Source organism: Streptomyces antibioticus (assembly GCF_002019855.1).
GTDB classification, from domain to species: Bacteria; Actinomycetota; Actinomycetes; order Streptomycetales; family Streptomycetaceae; genus Streptomyces; species Streptomyces antibioticus_B.
In genome coordinates this window covers 1,545,668-1,564,934 of record NZ_CM007717.1, presented here as the reverse complement: position 1 = coordinate 1,564,934, position 19,267 = coordinate 1,545,668, and the positions used below count along the sequence as shown (strand labels likewise).

The following is a 19,267-nucleotide window of genomic DNA, read 5'->3' as shown; positions in this document are numbered from 1 at the left end:
TCGACCCCCTGGGATCATCACCATGACTGAACTGCCCGCACTCTCCGGCAAGGTCGCCCTCGTCACCGGCGCCAGCCGGGGCATCGGATACGGCGTCGCCGAGGCGCTGGTCGCCCGCGGCGACCGGGTCTGCATCACCGGCCGCAACGAGGACGCCCTCAAGGAGGCCGTCGAGCAGCTCGGCGCCGACCGGGTCATCGGCGTCGCCGGCAAGGCGCACGACCTCGCGCACCAGGCCGCCGCCGTCGAGCGCACCATGGAGGCGTTCGGCCGCGTCGACTACCTGGTCAACAACGCCGGGACCAACCCGGTGTTCGGGCCGATCGCCGACCTCGACCTCGACGTCGCCCGCAAGGTCTTCGAGACCAACGTGGTCTCCGCGCTCGGCTTCGCCCAGCGGACCTGGCACGCCTGGCAGAAGGACAACGGCGGCGCGATCGTCAACATCGCCTCCGTCGCCGGTCTGTCGGCCTCGCCGTTCATCGGCGCCTACGGCGTCAGCAAGGCGGCGATGATCAACCTGACCCAGCAGCTCGCGCACGAGTTCGCCCCGAAGGTGCGGGTCAACGCGATCGCCCCGGCCGTGGTGAAGACCAAGTTCGCCCAGGCCCTGTACGAGGGCCGGGAGGAGGAGGCCGCCTCCGCCTACCCGCTGGCCCGGCTCGGCGTCCCCTCCGACATCGGCGGCACCGCCGCGTTCCTCACCTCGGAGCAGTCGGACTGGATCACGGGGCAGACACTCGTCGTCGACGGCGGTATCTTCCTCAACGTCGGCGTCGGCTGAGCCCGCAGGACCGCGTCTCACTCCGCGGGCGCCGCTCCTTGACGGAAGCGGCGCCCGTGTCGGTGCAAAAAGGTCGCATCCGGCATGACAACGTCGTCAGGGCGACCGTGATCCAAATGGTGTATCGAGCAAGGGTCCAGGGCCCCGGGCGCTGCGGTATGGTCTGCCAACCCTTGGCATGGCTTATCGAGGAGCGTGCGCGTGTTCAACCGGAACCGATCCTTGCGTTACATGGCGGCGATCGTGTCCATATCCCTGGTGAGCGGATGCGGTCTTCTCGGCGACGAGAGCTCCGACGAGGCCGGACCCATCGTCATGGGGACGACCAGCGCTCCCAGTACGTTGGACCCCGCCGCGGCCTGGGACGGCTCCTGGGAGCTGTTCCGCAACATCTACCAGACGCTGCTGTCCTACCCGCCGGGCGCGACGACCCCGCAGCCGGACGCCGCCGAGAACTGCAAGTTCGACGACAGCGCCAGCCGTGTCTACCGCTGCACGCTCCGCGACGACCTGAAGTTCTCCAACGGCGACGCCATCGACGCCGAGGCCGTCAAGTACTCGGTCGACCGGATCAAGAAGATCAACGCCGAGACCGGCCCCGCCGGTCTGCTCGGCAGCCTGAAGAGCGTCGAGGTCTCCGGCGACCGTGAAGTGACGTTCAAGCTCAACAAGTCGGACGCCACCTTCCCGTTCGTCCTCGCCACCCCGGGCCTGGGCCTCGTCGACCCCGACGAGTACCCCGCCGACGCCGTCCGCAAGGACTCCGGCATCGTCGGCTCCGGACCGTACCGGCTGGACTCGTACGAGGAGGGCAAGCAGGCCGTCCTCGTCCGCAACGGCAACTACAAGGGCTTCGCCGACCGCAAGAACGACGCGGTGACCATCCGCTACTTCCAGGACTCCGGCGAGATGGTCAAGGCCCTGCGGGCCGGCGACATCGACATCACCTACCAGGGTCTCGCGGCCGACGACATCGTCGCCCTGGACACCAAGGGCGGCGAGAACGCGGGCCTCCAGATCGTCGAGGGCGTCACCGCCAACATCAACTACCTGGTCTTCAACCCCAAGGACCCCTGGTCGGACAAGCTCGCCGTGCGCCGCGCCGTCGCCCAGGTCGTCGACCGGGCCGCGATCGCGCACAAGGTCTACAAGGACACCGTCGACCCGCTGTACTCCATGGTCCCGACGGGCCTGACCGGCCACACCACCGCGTTCTTCGACGACTTCGGCGACCCGGACCCGAAGAAGGCCCGCGCCATCCTCACCGAGGCCGGGATCACCCAGACCGTCCCGCTCACCCTCTGGTACACCACCGACCGCTACGGCTCCGACACCGCCCTGGAGTTCAAGGAGCTGAAGCGGCAGCTCGAAGCGTCCGGGCTGTTCAAGGTCACCCTCAAGAGCCGCCCGTGGAACACCTACGTGGTCGGCTACCAGAAGGGCGAGTACCCGGTCTTCGGCCGCGGCTGGTCCCCCGACTTCCCGGACGCCGACAACTTCATCGCCCCCTTCGTCGGCGAGCAGAACGCGCTCGGTACGCCCTACCCGGCCAAGGAGATCACCCAGGTGCTGCTGCCGCGCTCCCGCGAGGAGAGCGACCGCGCCAACGTGGTGAAGGACTTCGAGGCGGCCCAGCAGATCCTCGTCGACGACGCCCGGCTGCTGCCGCTGTGGCAGGGCAAGCAGTACCTCGCCGTCAACGAGGACCTGTCCGGCGCGGAGCGCTCGCTCGACCCGTCGACGATCATGATGGTCTGGGAACTGTCCCGCAAGACGAGCTGGTAGCCACTCGGGGCCCCCGTTGTCAGTGGTCGCCTGTAGGTTCTGTGGCAGGTAAGTGACCGCACGACGGAGGACGTTGACGTGACCGACATCGCCATGCTGCCCGAGACCTGGCGCGAGGTTCTGGGCGGCGAACTCGACCAGCCCTACTTCAAGGAGCTGACCGAGTTCGTCGAGGAGGAGCGGGCGAAGGGCCCCGTCTACCCGCCGCGCGAAGAGGTGTTCGCCGCGCTGGACGCGACACCGTACGACCAGGTCAAGGTGCTCGTCCTCGGCCAGGACCCGTACCACGGCGAGGGGCAGGGCCACGGACTGTGCTTCTCCGTGCGCCCGGGGGTGAAGATCCCGCCCTCGCTGCGCAACATCTACAAGGAGATGCACGAGGAGCTGGGCACGCCCATCCCGGACAACGGCTATCTCATGCCGTGGGCCCGGCAGGGCGTGCTGCTGCTCAACGCGGTCCTCACGGTCCGCGCGGGCGAGGCGAACTCGCACAAGGGCAAGGGCTGGGAGAAGGTCACGGACGCGGTGATCCGCGCCGTGGCCGACCGGCCCGACCCGGCGGTGTTCGTCCTGTGGGGCAACTACGCGCAGAAGAAGCTCCCGCTGATCGACGAGAGCCGGCACATCGTGGTCAAGGGCGCGCACCCCTCGCCGCTGTCGGCGAAGAAGTTCTTCGGTTCGCGTCCGTTCACCCAGATCAACGAGGCGGTGGCCGCGCAGGGCCACGACCCGATCGACTGGACCATCCCGAACCTGGCCTCGGCCTGAGGTCCCCCCGGGCCGGTCGCTCCGCGCACCGGCCCGGTGCCGCCTGACCGGGAATGCCGGTGGCTGCCGATAGCGTCGCCCTGAGGACGCAGCGTCGTCCCGGAACGGCAAGGAGAACGCGGTGGCGGAGCGACACGGGCAGACGGCGCCGGACGCCCTGCTGACGCGGATCGGGCAGGTCGTGATGCTGCACCACGGCGGCGACCGCGAGGAGGCCCGCCGCCGGCTCCTCGAACTGTGGGCCGAGGTCGGCGAGGACGGTGACGCGCTGCACCGCTGCACCCTCGCCCACTACCTCGCCGACACCCAGGACGACCCCTTCGACGAACTCGCGTGGGACCTGCGCGCGCTCACGGCCGCTGAGGAGCACGAGGAGTCCCGCGCGGCGCGGGCCCTGTACCCCTCGCTGCATCTGAACCTCGCGGCCGACTACCTCAAGCTCGGCCGCGCGGGCGCCGCCCGCACCCATGTCCGCAAGGCCCGCAGAGCGGCCCGCGCCCTGACCGACGACAGCTACGGCGACGGCGTACGCGCGGCGATCAGCCGGATGGAACACCGGCTGGGCGAGGACGGGCGCGACACCTGATCCGGCCCGCCCTACCGTCCGTACGCCTGGTCGCAGATCGTCGCCTCCGGGCTGTCGCCCTTCCAGCCGCCGTACTTCCGGCCGAGCGCGCACACGTCGGCGCCGCCGCGCGGCACGCTCGGGATCTCGGCGCGTGGTGCCGCGGGCCGTCGCGGTTCCGGACGGGCGGACCGCGGGAGGGGGCGCGGCTGCGCCGGACGTGGACGGGCGGGGGCCACTTGCTGTCTCTCCGCCGGGGCCGCCGACCGCTCCGGCCCGCGGGACGGCCCCGGCCCGGTCATCTCCAGCGCCTCACGGGCGGGCGCCTGCACGACCCGCGTCCCGGCCCGCCCGTCCGGCCGGGGCACCGACGCCCGGGACGGTACGGCGGCCCCCGGCGCGGGCTCCGTCGGCGCCTGGACGGTCACACACCCGGTGAGGGCCGAGACGGCCACGGTGACCAGGAGCGTTGCGGTAGTCGTCGTTCGCTGCACGCGCGCAACTCTGGTGGCTGCGGGCGCCGCGGCGACAGCGGACGGGCGCAGGTTGCCCCGCACGGGTGATCTCGTGCCCCGTACGGATGGGGGCGCGGTCGCTCGCGCTGACGTCCGTCGGGTCAGGCGGTCAGGCGGTCAGACACTCAGTCGCCGGTCGCGCCGTCGATGCGCTCGCGGATCAGGTCGGCGTGGCCGTTGTGGCGGGCGTACTCCTCGATCATGTGGGTGTAGATCCAGCGCAGGTTGAACGGCTCCCCGTTGTGCCTGCTCAGGTTGCGCGAGAGGTCGTCCAGCGCGAAGCCGGCGGCGTTGCGCCGGGCGGTCTCGATCTCGGCCTGCCAGGTGGCGTACGCCTCCTCCCAGGTGTCCTTGTCGGTGAGATGGAAGTCGCCGTCGTGGTCCTCCTCGCTGTAGTAGATCGGGTCCGCGTCCTCGGCCAGGAGCGTCCTGCGGAACCAGCCGCGCTCCACCTCCGCCATGTGCCGCACCAGCCCCAGCAGGGACAACTCCGAGGGCGGCACGGAGGCGGTCCTGAGCTGGGCGTCGGTCAGCCCCTCACACTTCTGCGCCAGGGTCTGCCGGTGATACTCCAGCCACCCCTCCAACATGGCGCGCTCATCGGCGTTCTGGGCGGGTTCACTGCGCTGCGTCGTCGTCATCCTGGCATCGTCGCCGGGGAGGGGCGCGGGGGCCACGGGTTTTCCACCGTGGCTTCTCGCTGATCGCCGGCCGGTGGCCCGTGGGAGCCCCGTATGCTGCGAGGAAAGGTGGGGTCGTGGGTGAGGGAGTTGGCGTGAAGGTTGGTTGTGTCGGGCTTGGGGACATTGCTCAGAAGGCCTATCTGCCGGTGTTGAGTGCGTGGCCCGGGGTCGAGTTGCACCTTCAGACCCGTACGCCCGCCACTCTCGACCGGGTCGGGGACGCCATGCGTGTGCCCGACGCGCAGCGGCACCGGGATCTTGACTCCTTGATCGGGGCCGGGCTCGACGCCGCCTTCGTGCACGCGCCCACCGGTGCGCACCCCGAGATCGTCGGGCGGCTGCTGGAGGCGGGTGTGCCGACGTATGTCGACAAGCCGTTGGCGTACGAACTCGCCGACTCCGAGCGGCTGGTGGCGCTCGCGGAGGAGCGGGGCGTGTCCCTGGCCGTCGGTTTCAACCGGCGTTTCGCCCCCGGGTACGCCCAGTGCGCCGACCATCCGCGCGAGCTGATCCTGATGCAGAAGAACCGCGTCGGACTGCCCGAGGAACCCCGCACGATGATCCTCGACGACTTCATCCACGTCGTCGACACCCTGCGGTTCCTCGCGCCCGGTCCCATCGACGACGTCACCGTGCGCGCCCGCGTCCGGGACGGGCTGCTGCACCACGTGGTCCTTCAGCTCGCGGGGGACGGGTTCACCGCGCTCGGTGTGATGAACCGGCTCAGCGGATCCAACGAGGAGATCCTGGAGGTGTCCGGGCAGGACACCAAGCGCCAGGTCGTCAATCTCGCCGAGGTGATCGACCACAAGGGCCAGCCGACCGTGCGGCGGCGCGGCGACTGGGTGCCGGTGGCCCGGCAGCGTGGCATCGAGCAGGCCGTCGGGGCCTTCCTGGACGCCGTGCGCGCGGGCAAGCAGCTCAGCGCCCGCGACGCGCTGGCCACTCACGAACTGTGCGAGCGGGTGGTACGCGCGGTGGGGGAGCCCGACGGGGCCGCATGACCGCCGCCGACCCCGCCGTGCTGCCGCACCGCGCGTGCCCCCTCCGTGAGCCCCAGCGCGGCCAGTACCAGCAGCGCCAGATGCAGCGGCCAGTCGCCGAAACGGACGTACAGGGTGGTGCCGTCGGCGCGCGGGACGTCGTACACCGCGAAGGCACTCGTGTCCGTGCCCAGCCAGGAGCCGATCCGGTGGCCGCCCGGGTCATGGACGGCGGAGACGCCGGTGAGGGTGGCGTGGACGAACGGCCGCCCGGTCTCCGCGGCCCGCAGCGCGGCCAGCGAGGCATGCTGCCCGGGCGCCCAGCTCCCCTGGAACGTGGACGTCGACGACTGAGCGACCAGCACGTCCGCGCCGTCCTCCGTCAGATGCCGGCTCATGTCGGGGAAAGCCGTCTCGAAACAGACCATCGGCCCGATCCGCAGCCCCGGCCCCGCGTGCATCACGACCTGCTCGGTCCCGCGCCGCCGGTCCTCCCCGGCCGCCTTGCCGACGGAGGTCGCCCAGCCGAGCAGCGAGCGCGCCGGGACGTACTCCCCGAACGGCACCAGCCGCATCTTGTCGTACCGGGCGCCCGTCGGACCGTCCGGACCGACCAGGACCGAACTCTTGTAGATGCCGGGCCGGTCGGCGCGGCGGGCGTCGACGTTGACGAGGATGTCGGCGCCGGTCACCCGGGACAGCGTCGCGAGCCGGTCGGCCAGGTCGGGCCGGTCGGAGAGATCGAAGCCCACACTGCTCTCGCCCCACACGATCAGGTCGACGTCCTGCCCGGCCAGCCGCCGGGTCAGCTCCTCCTCACGGTCGAAACGGGCGTCGGGCCCGTCGATCACGCCCGGCTGCACGACGGCGATCCTGACCCGCCCGTCGACGTCGGGCCGCGGCGACCACGCCCAGGCCGCCGACGCGGTCGCGGCCGTGGCCACGAGCCCCGCGACCGCCGGCACCCGGGCCGCCGGGACCGCGACGAGCACGGCGACCGCCACATTGACCGCCACCACCAGGAAGCTCAGCAGCCACACCCCGCCCACCGAGGCCAGCCGCAGCGCCGGTTCCACCTGCCACTGACTCGCCCCGAGCACACCCCACGGCCCGCCCAGCCCCTGCCAGGACCGCACCAGCTCGACCGCCAGCCAGGCCGACGGCACGACGAGCAGGGCGGCCAATACCCGGCCCCGGGCCGGCACGCCGTCGGGCGCCGCGAGGAACCTGCGCACCAGCCACGCCCACGGCGCCCACAGGGCCCCCAGCAGCGCGGCGATGACCAGGGTGAACACATGCAGGCTCGGCAGCAGCCAGTGGTGCATCACCAGCATGAAGCCGAACCCGCCGCACCAGCCGTCGAGCGCCGCCCGCCGTGCCGTCGGCGCCGAGCGGATCAGCAGGATCCACGGGACGAGCGCCCCGTACGCCCACCACCACAGCCCCGGGGCCGGGAACGCGAGCACGGGCAGGGCGCCCGCGAGGGAGGCGACGGCACCGCGCCGCCAGGGGGAGGCGATCCAGTGGCCGAACGTCCTCACACGGCACCTCCCTGTCCCCACCCGTCCCCTCCAGTGTGCGCGTCCGGGACGATCTACGACAGGGCGCCTTTCGGCTCAGGCGGGCATCCTGCGCCATTTCTCGGCGACGACCACCTCGCTCAGCCGCCAGCCGTCGGCCGTCCGCACCAGACCGAAGGAGTATCGGCCGCCGCAGACGAAGTCCGGCGCGCCGGCCGGGGAACCCTCCGCGGTCGCGGCCAGCCGCATCGGGTTGACGTAGTCGGCCCGTACCCGGGCCGTGTCGCCGGTGTCCTGATCCAGGATCCCGAAGGCGATCCTGCGGTTGACGATGAGGTGCTGGCACATCGAGAACAACTGCATGCTCTCCGCGAGCCACGCGGCGACGCTCCCCGCTTCTCCCTCGATCCCGCCGGCCGAGCGGTAGTCGGCCCGCCCGCCGGGTGCGAACAGGTCGCGGTACGCCGTCCAGTCGCCGTCGTCCACCGCCCCCGCGTAGTCGGTGATCAGTCCGTCGACGGCCAGTCGGTCCATCACGGTGGCCAGCTCCACACGCTGCGTCATGGGCCGAGTGTTGGGCATGACGGCCCGGGGGCCAAGAGCCCTGCGGTGATATTCGGTGGCCCCGGCTGGCGTTCGGCACCGATTCTGTTGCCGTGAACGATCTCCCCGAACCCGAACCCGCGACCGCAAGCACAACCGAACCCGAACCCAAGTTCCGCATCCGCGCCCGGCACACCGGGACGACACTCACCGTCTACCAGGCGTACCGCCCGGGGTTGGGCCTCCCGGCGGCCCGCAACGGCCGCTTCCCGGCCAAGTGGAGCCGTACGCGCATGACCTGGATCAAGCCCAGCTTCCTGTGGATGATGTACCGGTGCGGATGGGGCCTGAAGGAGGGTCAGGAGACCGTACTGGCCGTGGAGATACGCCGTGACGGCTTCGAATGGGCCCTGCGCAACTCCTGCCTCTCGCATCACGTGCCCGTCCTCCATGGCGAACAGGACGAGTGGAAGCGGCAGTTGAAGCAGGCCCCGGCGCGCGTGCAGTGGGACCCGGAGCGTGACCTGCGGTTGCAGCCCTTGCCTTACCGGTCCTTGCAGTTGGGCCTCGCGGGGGAGGCGACCGAGCGGTACGCCGACGAGTGGATCGTCGGCATCGAGGACGTCACCCCGCTGGCCACCGAGATCCACGCCCTCGTGCGGGCCGGTGAACTCGACCGCGCGCAGGCGCTGTTGCCGGTGGAGCGGCCGTATCCGACGGAGCCGGGCATGCTGGATCACCTGCGGCGTTAGGGCGCGTGGCCGAATATAGGGTGGCGGCATGTCTGCCCCGCTGAGTTCCGCGAGAACCCGTGCCGCGCTGCGCGCGTCCGCCCGTGCCTCGCTCGACGTGCTGCTGATTCTCGTGCTGCTCGCCGTCGCGCTGTGGGCGCTCGGCCGGATGTGGTCCGTCGTGTGGCCGCTCGTCGTCGCCCTGTTCCTCACCACGCTGACCTGGCCGGCGACCCGCGCGCTGCGCCGGTGGGGGTGGCGTCCGGCGCCCGCCGCGTCGGCCGTGACCCTGCTGTTCCTCCTGGTCGTGGCGGGTATCGTCGCGCTGATCGCCGTCCCCGTGTCCTCGCAGTCCGGGGAGCTCACCGACGGTGTCGTGGCCGGTATCCAGCGGCTGCGGGAGTGGGCCTCGGGTCCGCCGCTGAACATCGGCGACGACCAGATCGCGGGGGCGTTCGACTCCGCCGTCGACCGGGTGCAGAACAGTGTCGGCAGCATGGTGTCGGCGGTCGCCACGGGGGTGGGGACCGTGCTCAACGGGGTGGTCACCGCGGTGCTCGCGCTGTTCCTGATGTTCTTCTTCCTCAAGGACGGTCCGCGGTTCCTGCCGTGGCTGACCCGGCAACTGCCGGGCCGGCTCGCCGTCGACGTGCCGATCGTGGCCGAGCGCGGCTGGAACACGCTGGGTTCGTTCGTGCGGTCGCAGGCGCTCGTCGGGCTGCTGGACGCCGTCTTCATCGGCATCGGGCTGTGGGTCCTGGACATCCCGCTGGTGCTGCCGCTGGCGGTGCTGACGTTCGTCTCGGCGTTCGTGCCGATCGTGGGCGCGCTGTTCGCTGGCTTCGTCGCGGTCCTCATCGCGCTTGTCTCGAACGGGCCGATGGACGCGCTGATCGTGCTCGGGATCATCGTGGTGGTGCAGCAGTTGGAGGGCAATGTCTTCCAGCCGATGATCCAGAGCCGCGGGCTCGGTCTCCACGCGACGGTGATCCTCCTTGCGGTCACCCTGGGCGGCAGCCTGGCGGGCATCGTCGGCAGCCTCCTCGCGGTACCGGTCGCCGCGATGATCGCCGTGGTGTGGAACTACGTGCGGGAGCAACTCGTCGATCCGGCGGGCGAGTCGGGGGAGCCGGGGGAGCCGGACGACGTGGAAGAGACGCGGGAATCGGGGGAATCGGGGGAGTTGGCGGGGGCCGCTGTGCCCGAGGGGGCGGTCGCGCAGCCCGGACCTGAGCCGGCCGGGGCCTGAGATCGCCTGCACTCGGGGTGCGACCAAAGTCGGGACGGCGTAGACCATCGGCCGACGACCGGGCGTGCGACGGCCGCGCAGAGTGGTCGCATGAGGAAGAGGACGGTGGTCGCGGAGTCGGCCCGGGGCGTGATGGCGTTCTGCGTCGGGTGCGGGGTGGGGGTGGGGCTGCTGGTCCCGTTCCTCGCGGACTGGCTGGTGTCGCTGCCGTGGGCGCCGTTGAAGGGTCCGGCCGAACTGGTGGACTCGGTGCCCGAGCCCGCCCGCACCCTGGGCACCGCCGTGGTCGGTGCCGTACTGGGCCTGTTCTTCGGGTTCGGCGCGCTGCACGAGTCGTTGACCGTGACGGTGGACGACGCGCGGGTGGGTCTCGCGGTCCGGGGCGAGAAGCGGGAGTTCGCCCGCGAGGAGATCGCCCTCGCCGCGCGTGACGGCAAGCAACTCGTCCTGCTGAGCCGGACGGGCGCGGAACTCGCCCGGGAGAACTGCGGCTTGTCCTGGGCGCGACTGGCCCGGGCCTTCACCGAGCACGGCCACCGCTGGGCCGACGAGGATCCGCACCGGGAGGAGTTCCGGCGTTGGGTGCCGGGTGCGGCCGGTCTGCCCGAGGGCGCGAACGCCCTGCTGCACGCCCGGGCCAGGGCGTTGAAAGCGAAGGACGACGCCTCGGACGCCCGTGAGCTGCGGACGGAACTGGGGCGGCTCGGCGTGATCGTGCGCGACGAGAAGGACCGGCAGTACTGGCGCCTGCCCGAGCCGTGAGCGTGCCGCGCGCCCGGCCTCACGCCGCGACGACGACCTCGCCCCGGACCGCCTCGGCCCAGGCGACCACCAGCACCTCGTACTCCGCCCGCTCGTCGGTCGACAGCGACCCGCCCGCGCGCAGCCACAGGGCTCTGATCCGCTCGTTCAACTCGGTCGCGGACAGCACGGAACCAGGGGCACCAGAAGTGGGGGACACGGCGCAAGCCTAGGCGCAAGCACTGACAGTGCGCTACCGGACGGCTACGCGGGGGGTATGGGGTTGGTCACGGATGATCGATCAACCGGTGCCGTGGCGGCGGGGGGTTCGCCGGGTCAGTCGATCCAGGTCAGCACGCACAGGCCCCGCTCCGCCGCCTCACGGTAGAACATCCGCAGCGCCTCGAAGTGCCGGACCAGGTACTCCCGGACGTCGCCGTTGAATCCCCCGAACCCGCAGGCCTCGGCCGCCTCTCCGGGGGAGGCAGGCAGGGCGGCGAGGTATGCGTCGAGGTCGATGGCGTCGAGGCCCCGGGACAGCTCCCGCACCGCCTCCGGCGCCAGCAGGCGGGGCGGGTCGCCGTAGCCGTCGTAGACCTCGTCATGGTCGAGGAAACCGATGTTCCCGCCGGGGTCGCCGTCGATCGCCCGCTGGATCAGCGCCCTCGCTTCGGCGTCGGCGTCCGCTCGGCGGCCGTACCAGAGCAGGCCCCACAGCCCCCAGTCCGTGTCGAGGAGGTCGGTGTCCGGCGGGTCCCAGCCGGGTGCGGCGCCAGGAGAGTCGAGCGCCGTGTCGCGACAGCGGTCCAGGTACGGCACGGAGACGCGCGCCAGCTGTTGGGTGAGGGCCATCGGTCGTGGTGGGTCAGCCCGCCGACTCCGCCGCGTGGGGGCTGAGGGCGCCCATCGCGACGAGGGCGATGATCACTATGCCGAGGACGACCCGGTAATAGACGAACGGCATGAAGGACTTCGTGCTGATGAACTTCATGAACCACGCGATCACCGCGTACCCGGACACGAACGCGATCACCGTCGCGAAGGCCGTCGGTCCCCAGTCCACGTGTCCGCCCTCCATCGCGTCCTTCAGCTCGAAGACGCCGGAGGCGAGGACGGCTGGGATGGCGAGGAGGAAGGAGTAGCGGGCCGCCGCCTCGCGCCGGTAGCCCATGAAGAGGCCGCCGCTGATCGTGGCGCCGGAGCGGGAGACGCCCGGGATGAGGGCGCACGCCTGGCAGAGGCCGTAGATCAGGCCGTCCCGGACGCCCAGGTCCTCCAGCGACTTGCGCTGCTTGGGGGCGCGGTGTCGGCCGCCCTTCTCGTCGCGCGCGGCCAGCCGGTCGGCGATGCCTATGACGACGCCGATCACGACGAGCATGGTCGCGGTGATCCGCAGATCGCGGAACGGGCCCTCGATCTGGTCCTTGAGTGTGACGCCCAGCACACCGATCGGGATGGAGCCGACGATCACCAGCCAGCCCATCTTGGCGTCGTGGTCCTTCTTGCGGACCGCGCTGTCGAACAGCGACCGGGTCCACGCCGAGATGATCCGCCCGATGTCCTTGCGGAAGTAGATCAGCACCGCGGCTTCCGTGCCGATCTGGGTGATCGCCGTGAAGGCGGCCCCGGGGTCCTCCCAGCCGGAGAAGGCCGCGGTCAGGCGCAGATGCGCGCTGGAGGAGACGGGGAGGAACTCGGTCAGCCCCTGGACGAGTCCGAGGATGAGGGATTCAAACCAAGACATGAGGTTAAGGAGTCCAAGCGCCGATCGGGAAAAGGGGCGGCGGGGACGGCATGCCGCCGCGCGCGTGATCAAGAGGTGTGCACAGGAAGCGTAGCGGTCCTGGGTGACGGCCCCGCACAGGGGTTTGGTGCACGACGGCCCGGGGCGTTCGGACGGTTGACCGGGCCGGTGGGTGGCGCCTACTTTGCTGCCGGGTGGGGAAAGCGCTTGCTACGGCTCTGGTGTCGGCGTTCTCCTCGCGTGTACCGCTCACGAGCCGTGTCCGCCGTCCGTCGCCCCTCGGAGGAGTGCTGATCCGCCGATGTCGTCGTCCCACATCCCGCCACCGCGGCCCGCTCCGCTCGCCGACCGTCCGGTCCGCGTCGCCGTGATCGGGACCGGCGCCATCGCCCGGGGCTCCCATCTGCCCGCGCTGCGGCAGCTCGCCGCCGAGGGCGGGACGGAGGTGGTCGCGGCCGTCGACATCGACGCCGCGGCGGTCGAGGCGTTCTGCGCCGAGGGCGGGGTCCCGCACGCCTACACCGACCTGGAGCGGATGCTTGCCGAGCGGCGCCCCGACCTGGTGACCGTCTGCACCCCGCCCACCCTGCACCGTGAGCAGAGCGTGGCGGCGCTGCGGGCCGGCGCCTGGGTGTGGTGCGAGAAACCCCCGGTGCCGACCCTGGCCGAATACGACGCCGTACAGGCGGAGGAGGGCGCGGAGAGCGGGCCGTACTCCTCGATCGTCTTCCAGCACCGGTTCGGCTCCGGGGCCCGGCAGGTGCGGCGGCTGCTCGCGGAGGGGGCGCTCGGGCGGCCGCTCGTCGCGCACTGCCAGACCACCTGGTACCGCGACACCGCGTACTACGCCGTGCCCTGGCGCGGCCGCTGGGGGACCGAGGGCGGCGGCCCCGCGATGGGTCACGGCATCCATCAGATGGACCTGCTCCTGGACCTGCTCGGCCCGTGGAGCGAAGTCCGCGCCATGGCGGGCCGTCTCGTCCACGACGTCGAGACCGAGGACGTCTCCACCGCCCTGCTCCGCTTCGACGGCGGCACGCTGGCGACGGTCGTGAACAGCGTCCTCAGCCCCGACGAGGTCAGCCGTATCCGCATCGACTGCGAGCGCGCCACCGTCGAGCTGACCCATCTCTACGGCCACTCCAACGCCGACTGGCGGATCACCCCCGCCCCTGGCGTCACCGCGGACGAGGTGGCCGTCTGGCGGGACTTCGGCCCCGACGAGCCCAGCTCCCACCTGGCCCAACTGCGGGAGCTTCTCGCCGCCCTGCGCGCCGGGACGCGGCCGCGGGGCAGCGGCGCGGACGGGCGCACCAGCCTGGAACTGGTCACCTCGCTCTACAAGTCCGCCTTCACCGGCGCGACGGTACGGCGCGGGGAGATCGGCCCCGGGGATCCGTACTACACGGCCCTGCACGGGGGTGCCCCGGGCTGGGCCCCGGCGGTCGTGGAGGCGGCCGTATGAGCGCCGCAGGAGGTGCGGACGAGGGCGGCGGTCTGCGTCTCGTGCACTCCCTGGGCGACCGGATCACGGTGAGCGACCCCGCGAGCGGCGTCGAACTGCTCGCCTACGTCTACCGGCCCGAGGCGGCCTGGGAGGCGCCACGGCCGTACCTCCACCCGCTGCGGACCCTCCGGGGCGACCTCGTCACCGGCTACCGGCCGAACGACCACCGCTGGCACAAGGGCCTCTCCCTGACCGCCTCCCATCTGTCCGGGGCCAATCTGTGGGGCGGCAACACGTATGTGCGCGGTGAGGGGTATCTCGCCCTGCCCGAGCGGGTCGGCTCGATGGTCCACGTCGGCTTCGACGAGGTCGCCGCCGACGGTGACCGGGCGGTCGTCGCCGAACGGCTGACCTGGCATCCGTACGGCGGGGAGCTGTGGGCCGAGGAGTCGCGCCGGATCGAGGTGCACGACGTCGACCGGGACGCCGGCGTCTGGGCCCTGACCTGGGCCAGTGCCGTCACCAACCGCCGCGAGGAGCCGTTGCGCTTCGGCAGCCCGTCCACCGCCGGACGGGAACTGGACGGGTACACGGGCCTGTTCTGGCGTGGCCCGCGCTCCTTCCGGGGCGGCCGGATCATCGGCCCCGACGGGGAGGGGCCGGGTCTGATGGCCTCGCAGAGCGAGTGGCTCGCGGTCACGGGCGAGCACGACGGCAGCGACGGTCACGCCACCGTCGTCGTCGCGCACGCCCCCGGGAACGACCACACGGGCGCCCGTGGCACCCACCCCGCCCACTGGTTCGTCCGCAACGAACCCTTCGTGGGACTCGCCCCGTCCTGGGCCTTCTTCGACGAGCTGGAGCTGGCCCCCGGCGACACCCTCACCCGCCGCTACCGCGTGATCGTGGCCGACGGCGCCTGGGGGCGGGAGGAGATCGCCGGGTATCTGGAGTCGCATCCCTGGTGAGCGTGAGCGTGAGCGGGTGCGCGCATCGAGTGTGCTAGGCCGCCGTCGGTCCCTGGGTCGTCCAGCCCGGGGCCTGGGGGTGGGCGATGAGGTCCTCGTGGCGGACCTCGTCGCCGCACGCCTGGCAGGTGACCACGGGGACGAGTTCGTTGCCGCAGGCGTGCTCGATGACCATGGGGCGCTCCGCGTCCCCGCGCAGATGGCGGTCGCCCCAGGCCATCAGGGTCATCAGGACCGGCTCCAGGTCGAGGCCCGCCTGGGTGGGCCGGTACTCGAAGCGCTGCGGGCGTTCGCTGTAGGGCCGCTTGGTGAGGATGCCGGCGTCGACCAGGCGGCGCAGCCGGGTGGTGAGGATGTCGCGCGGGGCGCCGATGTTGCGCACGAGCTGGTCGAAGCGGCCGTTGCCCAGGCACACCTCCCGCAGGACGAGCAGGGAGTACTTCTCGCCGACGAGCGCGAGGGCGTCGGCGATCGAGCAGGGGCGCGGGTCCTTGGGGGAGGCCATGGCCGACAGTCTAGGTGAGGGTTGGAAAAACAAACTCTAGTGGGTTGGATTTTCAAACCCTCGGGTCTATGGTGAGTTCGGATTTCCTACTCACCAGTAGCCGTGCCCGTAGCCGTACCCGTACTCGTGCCCGTACTCGTGGAGGCCCGCCCATGCGTGACGCCGTCATCGTCGAAGCCGTACGCACACCGATCGGCAAGGGGAAGCCGAACGGCTCCCTGGCCCATGTCCACCCCGTCGAACTCCTCGCCCACACCCTGCGCGCCCTCGTCGAACGCTCCGGGGTCGACCCCGCGCTGATCGACGACGTCATCGGCGGCACCGTCGACCAGGTCGGCGAGCAGGCCATGAACACCACCCGGCAGGCCCTGCTGTCCGCGGGCTTCCCCGAGTCCGTCCCGGCGACCACCGTCGACCGGCAGTGCGGCTCCTCCCAGCAGGCCGTTCACTTTGCCGCGCAGGGCGTCATGGCGGGCGCGTACGACCTCGTCGTGGCCTGCGGGGTGGAGTCGATGAGCCGCGTCCCGATGTGGTCCAACGTGCCGCCCGGCGTGGACCCGTTCGGCCCCGGCGTCGCCGCCCGCTACCCCGAGGGGCTCGTGCCGCAGGGCATCAGCGCCGAGCTGATCGCCGCCAAGTGGTCGATCACGCGCGAGCAGATGGACGCCTTCGCCGTGTCCTCCCACCAGCGGGCCGCCGACGCCTGGCAGCGCGGCCTGTTCGACGCCGAGGTCGCCCCGCTGGACGGCGTCTCCCGCGACGAGTGCGTACGGCCCGGCAGCACCCCCGAGATCCTCGCCGGGCTCAAGTCCGCCTACCACGACCCGGCGTTCGCCGAACGCTTCCCGCAGATCGAGTGGAACGTCACCGCGGGCAACGCCAGCCCCGTCAACGACGGCGCCTCGGCCGTGCTCATCACCTCCGGCGAGACCGCAGCCCGGCTCGGGCTGCGTCCGCTCGCCCGGCTGCACAGCTTCGCCGTCACCGGCTCCGACCCGCTGCTGATGCTCACCGGTGTCATCCCGGCCACCGAGAAGGTGCTGCGCCGGGCCGGACTCCGCCTCGACGACATCGACCTCTTCGAGGTCAACGAGGCGTTCTCCAGCGTGGTTCTGGCCTGGCGGCAGGAGACCGGGGCCGATCTCGCCAAGGTCAATGTGCACGGCGGCGCCATCGCGCTCGGCCATCCGCTCGGCGCCAGCGGCACCCGTCTCACCACGACCCTGGTGCACGCCCTGCGGGAACGCGGAGGGCGCTACGGCCTCCAGACCATGTGCGAGGCGGGCGGACTGGCCAACGCGATGGTGGTGGAGGCCGTCTAGCCGCCGCCCGCTCGGTCCCTACCGCGTCTTTCGCCCCCGCAGATGGTGCCGCTTGCGCCAGGTCAGCACCGCCGCCGCGACCATCGGCAGGGTGATGCCGGCCAGGGCGATCAGGAAGGCGGGGGAGGTGGGGGCCGACGCCTGGGCGCCGGCGACGACGTAGGCGGCCGTGTTCGGGATCGAGCCGAGGGCGGTCGCCAGCAGGAACGGCACCCAGCCCATCCGGGAGATCGCCGCGCAGTAGTTGACACCCCAGAACGGCAGCCCGGGGAAGAGCCGTGCCGCCAGCATCGAGCGCATGCCGTGGCGGCTGAGCTGGCCGTCCGCCGCCGTCAGCAGTCTGCCGCGCAGCAGCGGCCGTAGCGCGTCCTGGCCGAGCACCCGGCCGAGCCCGAAGGCGAAACCGGCGCCCAGGACCGTGCCCGCGAGCGCGGCGCCCAGGCCGAGCTGGGAGCCGAACAGCGCGCCCGCGGCGAGGTTGAGCAGCGGGCGCGGTACGAACGCCACCGTGCACAGCCCGTACGCCACCGCGAACACCACGGCCGCCGAGGCACCGGCGAGCTGGGGCGGCCAGCCGTCCGCGAGCAGTCTCTGCGGCTCGAACAGCAGGACGCTCGCGCCGGCCGCCGCGAGCAGCGCGACCAGCAGCGAGAACCGTGACCAGGGCGAGAGCAGCACTCTCGCCCAGCGGGCGACGGCAGCGGCGGGCGCGGTGGCCGCGGGCGCGGCGTTCGCGGTGGCGAGGGCGGGCACGGGAGCCACGGGCACGGGGAGGAGAAGCTCCGTGGCGGCGGCCGGGGGAGCGGCCGTGGCGGTGCCCCCAGAGCGGGTGTGGGCATCGAGCATTCCGCGACAGTAACGGAAGGAGATGTCTGATCGCCGTATGGTTCGTCTCATGACCGCCACAGCCCGGGGAACGTCCGGCGCACCGCACAGCGCGCTCGCCGACACCGTGCTGGAGCGGCTGACCGTCGCGTACGCGGGCGCGGCCGACCCGGTCAGGGCGGCGGGGATGCGGTCGTACATGAAGGACGTGTCCCCCTTCCTCGGCATTCCCACCCCGGAGCGCCGCGCCCTGTCGCGGACCGTCCTGGCGGGTACGCCCCGCCCGAGCGAGGGTGACTGCACGGCCGTCGCCCTGCGCTGCTGGGCGTTGCCGGAGCGGGAGTACCAGTACTTCGCCGTCGACTACCTGCGCCGGCACACCGCGCGCTGCTCGTCGGCGTTCCTGCCGGTGGCCCGCGAGCTGATCGTCACCAGGCCCTGGTGGGACACGGTCGATCTGCTCGCCGCGCACGTCGTCGGCGGTCTGGTCGCCGCCGACCCCCGCCTGACCGCCGTCATGGACGACTGGATCGCCGACGACGACCTGTGGCTCGCCCGCACCGCCCTGCTGCACCAGCTCCGCTACAAGGACCGCACCGACACCGACCGGCTCTTCGCCTATTGCCTGCGCCAGTCCGGGCACCCGGACTTCTTCATCCGCAAGGCGATCGGCTGGTCCCTGCGCGAGTACGCCAAGACCGATCCGGACGCGGTCCGCGCCTTCCTCGCCCGTGAGGGCGACCGCTTCGCGCCGCTGTCGGTCCGCGAGGCGCTGAAGAACATCGGGGCCGGTTAAGAAGTACCGCTGTGTGAGGGTCGCCAGCGGGGCGCCTCGTCGTCCGCGGTGTCCGGGCTCGCGAAGTGGAACGGCACGCCGAGGTGGGCGGCCAGGGCCCTGCCGGTCCGGTCGGCCACCAGCGCGGACGGGTGCCGGGCGCCGGGGTCCTCGCCGTCGAGGTGACGGACGGCCCGCCCCCGGTACACGGTCGCGAGACGGTGGTCGCCGTCGGGAGCGGTGGTCACGGCGAGCAGGTTCACGAACCAGTCGTGGACCGTGTCGCCGTCCCAGACGGCCTCGACCGCCACCACCCGGCCCGGCGCACCGGCCGCGAGCGCGGTGAGCGAGTCGACGTCCAGCGGATCGTCGGGGGTGCGCGCGATCCGGTCGCCGAGCCGGACGTACCGCTCGTGGACGACGCGCTGCGCGTCGGTCAGGCCCAGACCGGCGGCCCGGCCCGCCGTCCAGGCCACGCGCACCGCGCGCATGAAGGCGTCCTGGAGGACGTATCCGTCGACCTGCGCGCGGATGCCGTCCGGCAGCAGGTCCCACCACTCGTCCGCGCTCGTCTCGTCCGCGTTCATCGCCCTGATCACGCCCCCTGTGGAAAACCTGCGGCTGTGGAAAACCATTCGACGCCGAACGAACCGTCGGCGATGATCTGTTCCATGTTCCGGTACGCCTTCCTCCTCGCAGCATCCGCGGTCGCGGATGCGCCGAAGGCTGCCGTTCCGCTTCTCCCGGCCGCTGTCGACGGCGCCCGAAGCTGACCCTCTCCGGATCGTCCGGCGGACCCCGCAGGGGGAGGGTC

General features: G+C 71.9%; 22 protein-coding genes. 12 read left to right on the top strand and 10 right to left on the bottom strand.

Features of this window, described 5'->3' with window-relative positions; genetic code table 11:
- Nucleotides 1-22 precede the first annotated feature (22 nt).
- The 4 genes from AFM16_RS06910 (at nucleotide 23) to AFM16_RS06895 (ending at nucleotide 3,923) form a co-directional block, all read left to right on the top strand.
- On the top strand, nucleotides 23-784 hold the full coding sequence (locus AFM16_RS06910; RefSeq protein WP_078632788.1) for an SDR family oxidoreductase: 762 nt from the start codon (nucleotides 23-25) through the stop codon (nucleotides 782-784).
- A 231-nt stretch (nucleotides 785-1,015) separates the two neighbouring features.
- On the top strand, nucleotides 1,016-2,569 hold the full coding sequence (locus tag AFM16_RS06905) for an ABC transporter substrate-binding protein (RefSeq protein WP_179123256.1): 1,554 nt from the start codon (nucleotides 1,016-1,018) through the stop codon (nucleotides 2,567-2,569).
- A 78-nt stretch (nucleotides 2,570-2,647) separates the two neighbouring features.
- Nucleotides 2,648-3,337, top strand: a complete 690-nt coding sequence (locus AFM16_RS06900; protein WP_030795748.1) for a uracil-DNA glycosylase — start codon at nucleotides 2,648-2,650, stop codon at nucleotides 3,335-3,337.
- Between the two features lie 121 nt (nucleotides 3,338-3,458).
- On the top strand, nucleotides 3,459-3,923 hold the full coding sequence (locus AFM16_RS06895; RefSeq protein WP_030795747.1) for a hypothetical protein: 465 nt from the start codon (nucleotides 3,459-3,461) through the stop codon (nucleotides 3,921-3,923).
- 11 nt (nucleotides 3,924-3,934) lie between these two features.
- Here AFM16_RS06895 and AFM16_RS06890 read toward each other — a convergent pair whose 3' ends face one another.
- Entirely contained in the window at nucleotides 3,935-4,396 is a 462-nt protein-coding gene (locus tag AFM16_RS06890) for a hypothetical protein (RefSeq protein WP_078632786.1), read from the bottom strand.
- 146 nt (nucleotides 4,397-4,542) lie between these two features.
- The gene (locus AFM16_RS06885) at nucleotides 4,543-5,058 is read right to left on the bottom strand and encodes a DinB family protein (RefSeq protein WP_078632785.1); all 516 of its coding nucleotides are present in this window, start codon (nucleotides 5,056-5,058) and stop codon (nucleotides 4,543-4,545) included.
- 134 nt (nucleotides 5,059-5,192) lie between these two features.
- On the opposite strand from AFM16_RS06885, the gene AFM16_RS06880 reads away from it, so the two are divergent.
- Nucleotides 5,193-6,104, top strand: coding sequence for a Gfo/Idh/MocA family protein (locus tag AFM16_RS06880; RefSeq protein ID WP_030795742.1), 912 nt, complete (start codon nucleotides 5,193-5,195; stop codon nucleotides 6,102-6,104).
- Here AFM16_RS06880 and lnt read toward each other — a convergent pair.
- Nucleotides 6,047-7,624: an apolipoprotein N-acyltransferase gene (lnt, locus tag AFM16_RS06875; RefSeq protein ID WP_107419039.1), complete on the bottom strand. Its 1,578-nt coding sequence runs from the start codon at nucleotides 7,622-7,624 to the stop codon at nucleotides 6,047-6,049. The genes AFM16_RS06880 and lnt overlap by 58 nt on opposite strands.
- Before the next feature lie 75 nt (nucleotides 7,625-7,699).
- Entirely contained in the window at nucleotides 7,700-8,167 is a 468-nt protein-coding gene (locus tag AFM16_RS06870) for a nuclear transport factor 2 family protein (protein WP_078636864.1), read from the bottom strand.
- 92 nt (nucleotides 8,168-8,259) lie between these two features.
- Here AFM16_RS06870 and AFM16_RS06865 point away from each other — a divergent pair, with 92 nt between their 5' ends.
- The 3 genes from AFM16_RS06865 (at nucleotide 8,260) to AFM16_RS06855 (ending at nucleotide 10,888) form a co-directional block, all read left to right on the top strand.
- Nucleotides 8,260-8,898, top strand: coding sequence for a DUF4291 domain-containing protein (locus AFM16_RS06865; RefSeq protein WP_078632783.1), 639 nt, complete (start codon nucleotides 8,260-8,262; stop codon nucleotides 8,896-8,898).
- Nucleotides 8,899-8,926: 28 nt separating this feature from the next.
- On the top strand, nucleotides 8,927-10,126 hold the full coding sequence (locus AFM16_RS06860; RefSeq protein ID WP_078632782.1) for an AI-2E family transporter: 1,200 nt from the start codon (nucleotides 8,927-8,929) through the stop codon (nucleotides 10,124-10,126).
- 90 nt (nucleotides 10,127-10,216) lie between these two features.
- Nucleotides 10,217-10,888 (top strand): YqeB family protein, encoded by a 672-nt coding sequence (locus AFM16_RS06855; protein ID WP_078632781.1) that lies wholly within the window; start codon nucleotides 10,217-10,219, stop codon nucleotides 10,886-10,888.
- Between the two features lie 19 nt (nucleotides 10,889-10,907).
- Here AFM16_RS06855 and AFM16_RS06850 read toward each other — a convergent pair whose 3' ends face one another.
- From AFM16_RS06850 to AFM16_RS06840, 3 genes are all read right to left on the bottom strand, one after another.
- Nucleotides 10,908-11,087 (bottom strand): hypothetical protein, encoded by a 180-nt coding sequence (locus AFM16_RS06850; RefSeq protein WP_078632780.1) that lies wholly within the window; start codon nucleotides 11,085-11,087, stop codon nucleotides 10,908-10,910.
- A 116-nt stretch (nucleotides 11,088-11,203) separates the two neighbouring features.
- Nucleotides 11,204-11,719, bottom strand: a complete 516-nt coding sequence (locus tag AFM16_RS06845) for a DUF1877 family protein (RefSeq protein ID WP_078632779.1) — start codon at nucleotides 11,717-11,719, stop codon at nucleotides 11,204-11,206.
- Between the two features lie 13 nt (nucleotides 11,720-11,732).
- A complete protein-coding gene (locus tag AFM16_RS06840; protein ID WP_030795731.1) occupies nucleotides 11,733-12,611 on the bottom strand; it encodes an undecaprenyl-diphosphate phosphatase in 879 nt (292 codons plus the stop codon).
- 301 nt (nucleotides 12,612-12,912) lie between these two features.
- On the opposite strand from AFM16_RS06840, the gene AFM16_RS06835 reads away from it, so the two are divergent.
- The gene (locus AFM16_RS06835) at nucleotides 12,913-14,076 is read left to right on the top strand and encodes a Gfo/Idh/MocA family protein (protein ID WP_078632778.1); all 1,164 of its coding nucleotides are present in this window, start codon (nucleotides 12,913-12,915) and stop codon (nucleotides 14,074-14,076) included.
- A complete protein-coding gene (locus AFM16_RS06830) occupies nucleotides 14,073-15,026 on the top strand; it encodes a DUF6807 domain-containing protein (RefSeq protein WP_078632777.1) in 954 nt (317 codons plus the stop codon). Before AFM16_RS06835 ends, AFM16_RS06830 begins: the two co-directional genes overlap by 4 nt.
- Before the next feature lie 34 nt (nucleotides 15,027-15,060).
- On the opposite strand, the gene AFM16_RS06825 is transcribed toward AFM16_RS06830, so the two are convergent.
- The gene (locus AFM16_RS06825) at nucleotides 15,061-15,531 is read right to left on the bottom strand and encodes a winged helix-turn-helix transcriptional regulator (protein ID WP_078632776.1); all 471 of its coding nucleotides are present in this window, start codon (nucleotides 15,529-15,531) and stop codon (nucleotides 15,061-15,063) included.
- Nucleotides 15,532-15,683: 152 nt separating this feature from the next.
- On the opposite strand from AFM16_RS06825, the gene AFM16_RS06820 reads away from it, so the two are divergent.
- Entirely contained in the window at nucleotides 15,684-16,853 is a 1,170-nt protein-coding gene (locus AFM16_RS06820) for a thiolase family protein (protein ID WP_078632775.1), read from the top strand.
- Nucleotides 16,854-16,871: 18 nt separating this feature from the next.
- Here AFM16_RS06820 and AFM16_RS06815 read toward each other — a convergent pair whose 3' ends face one another.
- Nucleotides 16,872-17,699: a TVP38/TMEM64 family protein gene (locus AFM16_RS06815; protein WP_078632774.1), complete on the bottom strand. Its 828-nt coding sequence runs from the start codon at nucleotides 17,697-17,699 to the stop codon at nucleotides 16,872-16,874.
- A 49-nt stretch (nucleotides 17,700-17,748) separates the two neighbouring features.
- On the opposite strand from AFM16_RS06815, the gene AFM16_RS06810 reads away from it, so the two are divergent.
- Entirely contained in the window at nucleotides 17,749-18,474 is a 726-nt protein-coding gene (locus AFM16_RS06810) for a DNA alkylation repair protein (RefSeq protein WP_078632773.1), read from the top strand.
- Here AFM16_RS06810 and AFM16_RS06805 read toward each other — a convergent pair.
- Complete coding sequence (locus tag AFM16_RS06805) at nucleotides 18,471-19,040, bottom strand: hypothetical protein (RefSeq protein WP_078632772.1); 570 nt, start codon at nucleotides 19,038-19,040, stop codon at nucleotides 18,471-18,473. The two genes, AFM16_RS06810 and AFM16_RS06805, sit on opposite strands and share 4 nt — an antisense overlap.
- Nucleotides 19,041-19,267: the final 227 nt, after the last annotated feature.

What these genes read in the sequence shown, in the direction of transcription:
- AFM16_RS06845 (WP_078632779.1), bottom strand. Translation starts at nt 11,719, where the DNA reads ATGGCCCTCACCCAACAGCTGGCGCGCGTCTCCGTGCCGTACCTGGAC.
- AFM16_RS06885 (WP_078632785.1), bottom strand. Translation starts at nt 5,058, where the DNA reads ATGACGACGACGCAGCGCAGTGAACCCGCCCAGAACGCCGATGAGCGC.
- AFM16_RS06835 (WP_078632778.1), top strand. Translation starts at nt 12,913, where the DNA reads ATGTCGTCGTCCCACATCCCGCCACCGCGGCCCGCTCCGCTCGCCGAC.
- AFM16_RS06830 (WP_078632777.1), top strand. Translation starts at nt 14,073, where the DNA reads ATGAGCGCCGCAGGAGGTGCGGACGAGGGCGGCGGTCTGCGTCTCGTG.
- AFM16_RS06870 (WP_078636864.1), bottom strand. Translation starts at nt 8,167, where the DNA reads ATGACGCAGCGTGTGGAGCTGGCCACCGTGATGGACCGACTGGCCGTC.
- AFM16_RS06840 (WP_030795731.1), bottom strand. Translation starts at nt 12,611, where the DNA reads ATGTCTTGGTTTGAATCCCTCATCCTCGGACTCGTCCAGGGGCTGACC.
- AFM16_RS06905 (WP_179123256.1), top strand. Translation starts at nt 1,016, where the DNA reads ATGGCGGCGATCGTGTCCATATCCCTGGTGAGCGGATGCGGTCTTCTC.
- AFM16_RS06810 (WP_078632773.1), top strand. Translation starts at nt 17,749, where the DNA reads ATGACCGCCACAGCCCGGGGAACGTCCGGCGCACCGCACAGCGCGCTC.
- AFM16_RS06825 (WP_078632776.1), bottom strand. Translation starts at nt 15,531, where the DNA reads ATGGCCTCCCCCAAGGACCCGCGCCCCTGCTCGATCGCCGACGCCCTC.
- AFM16_RS06820 (WP_078632775.1), top strand. Translation starts at nt 15,684, where the DNA reads ATGCGTGACGCCGTCATCGTCGAAGCCGTACGCACACCGATCGGCAAG.
- AFM16_RS06910 (WP_078632788.1), top strand. Translation starts at nt 23, where the DNA reads ATGACTGAACTGCCCGCACTCTCCGGCAAGGTCGCCCTCGTCACCGGC.
- AFM16_RS06855 (WP_078632781.1), top strand. Translation starts at nt 10,217, where the DNA reads ATGAGGAAGAGGACGGTGGTCGCGGAGTCGGCCCGGGGCGTGATGGCG.
- AFM16_RS06805 (WP_078632772.1), bottom strand. Translation starts at nt 19,040, where the DNA reads ATGAACGCGGACGAGACGAGCGCGGACGAGTGGTGGGACCTGCTGCCG.
- AFM16_RS06860 (WP_078632782.1), top strand. Translation starts at nt 8,927, where the DNA reads ATGTCTGCCCCGCTGAGTTCCGCGAGAACCCGTGCCGCGCTGCGCGCG.
- AFM16_RS06815 (WP_078632774.1), bottom strand. Translation starts at nt 17,699, where the DNA reads ATGCTCGATGCCCACACCCGCTCTGGGGGCACCGCCACGGCCGCTCCC.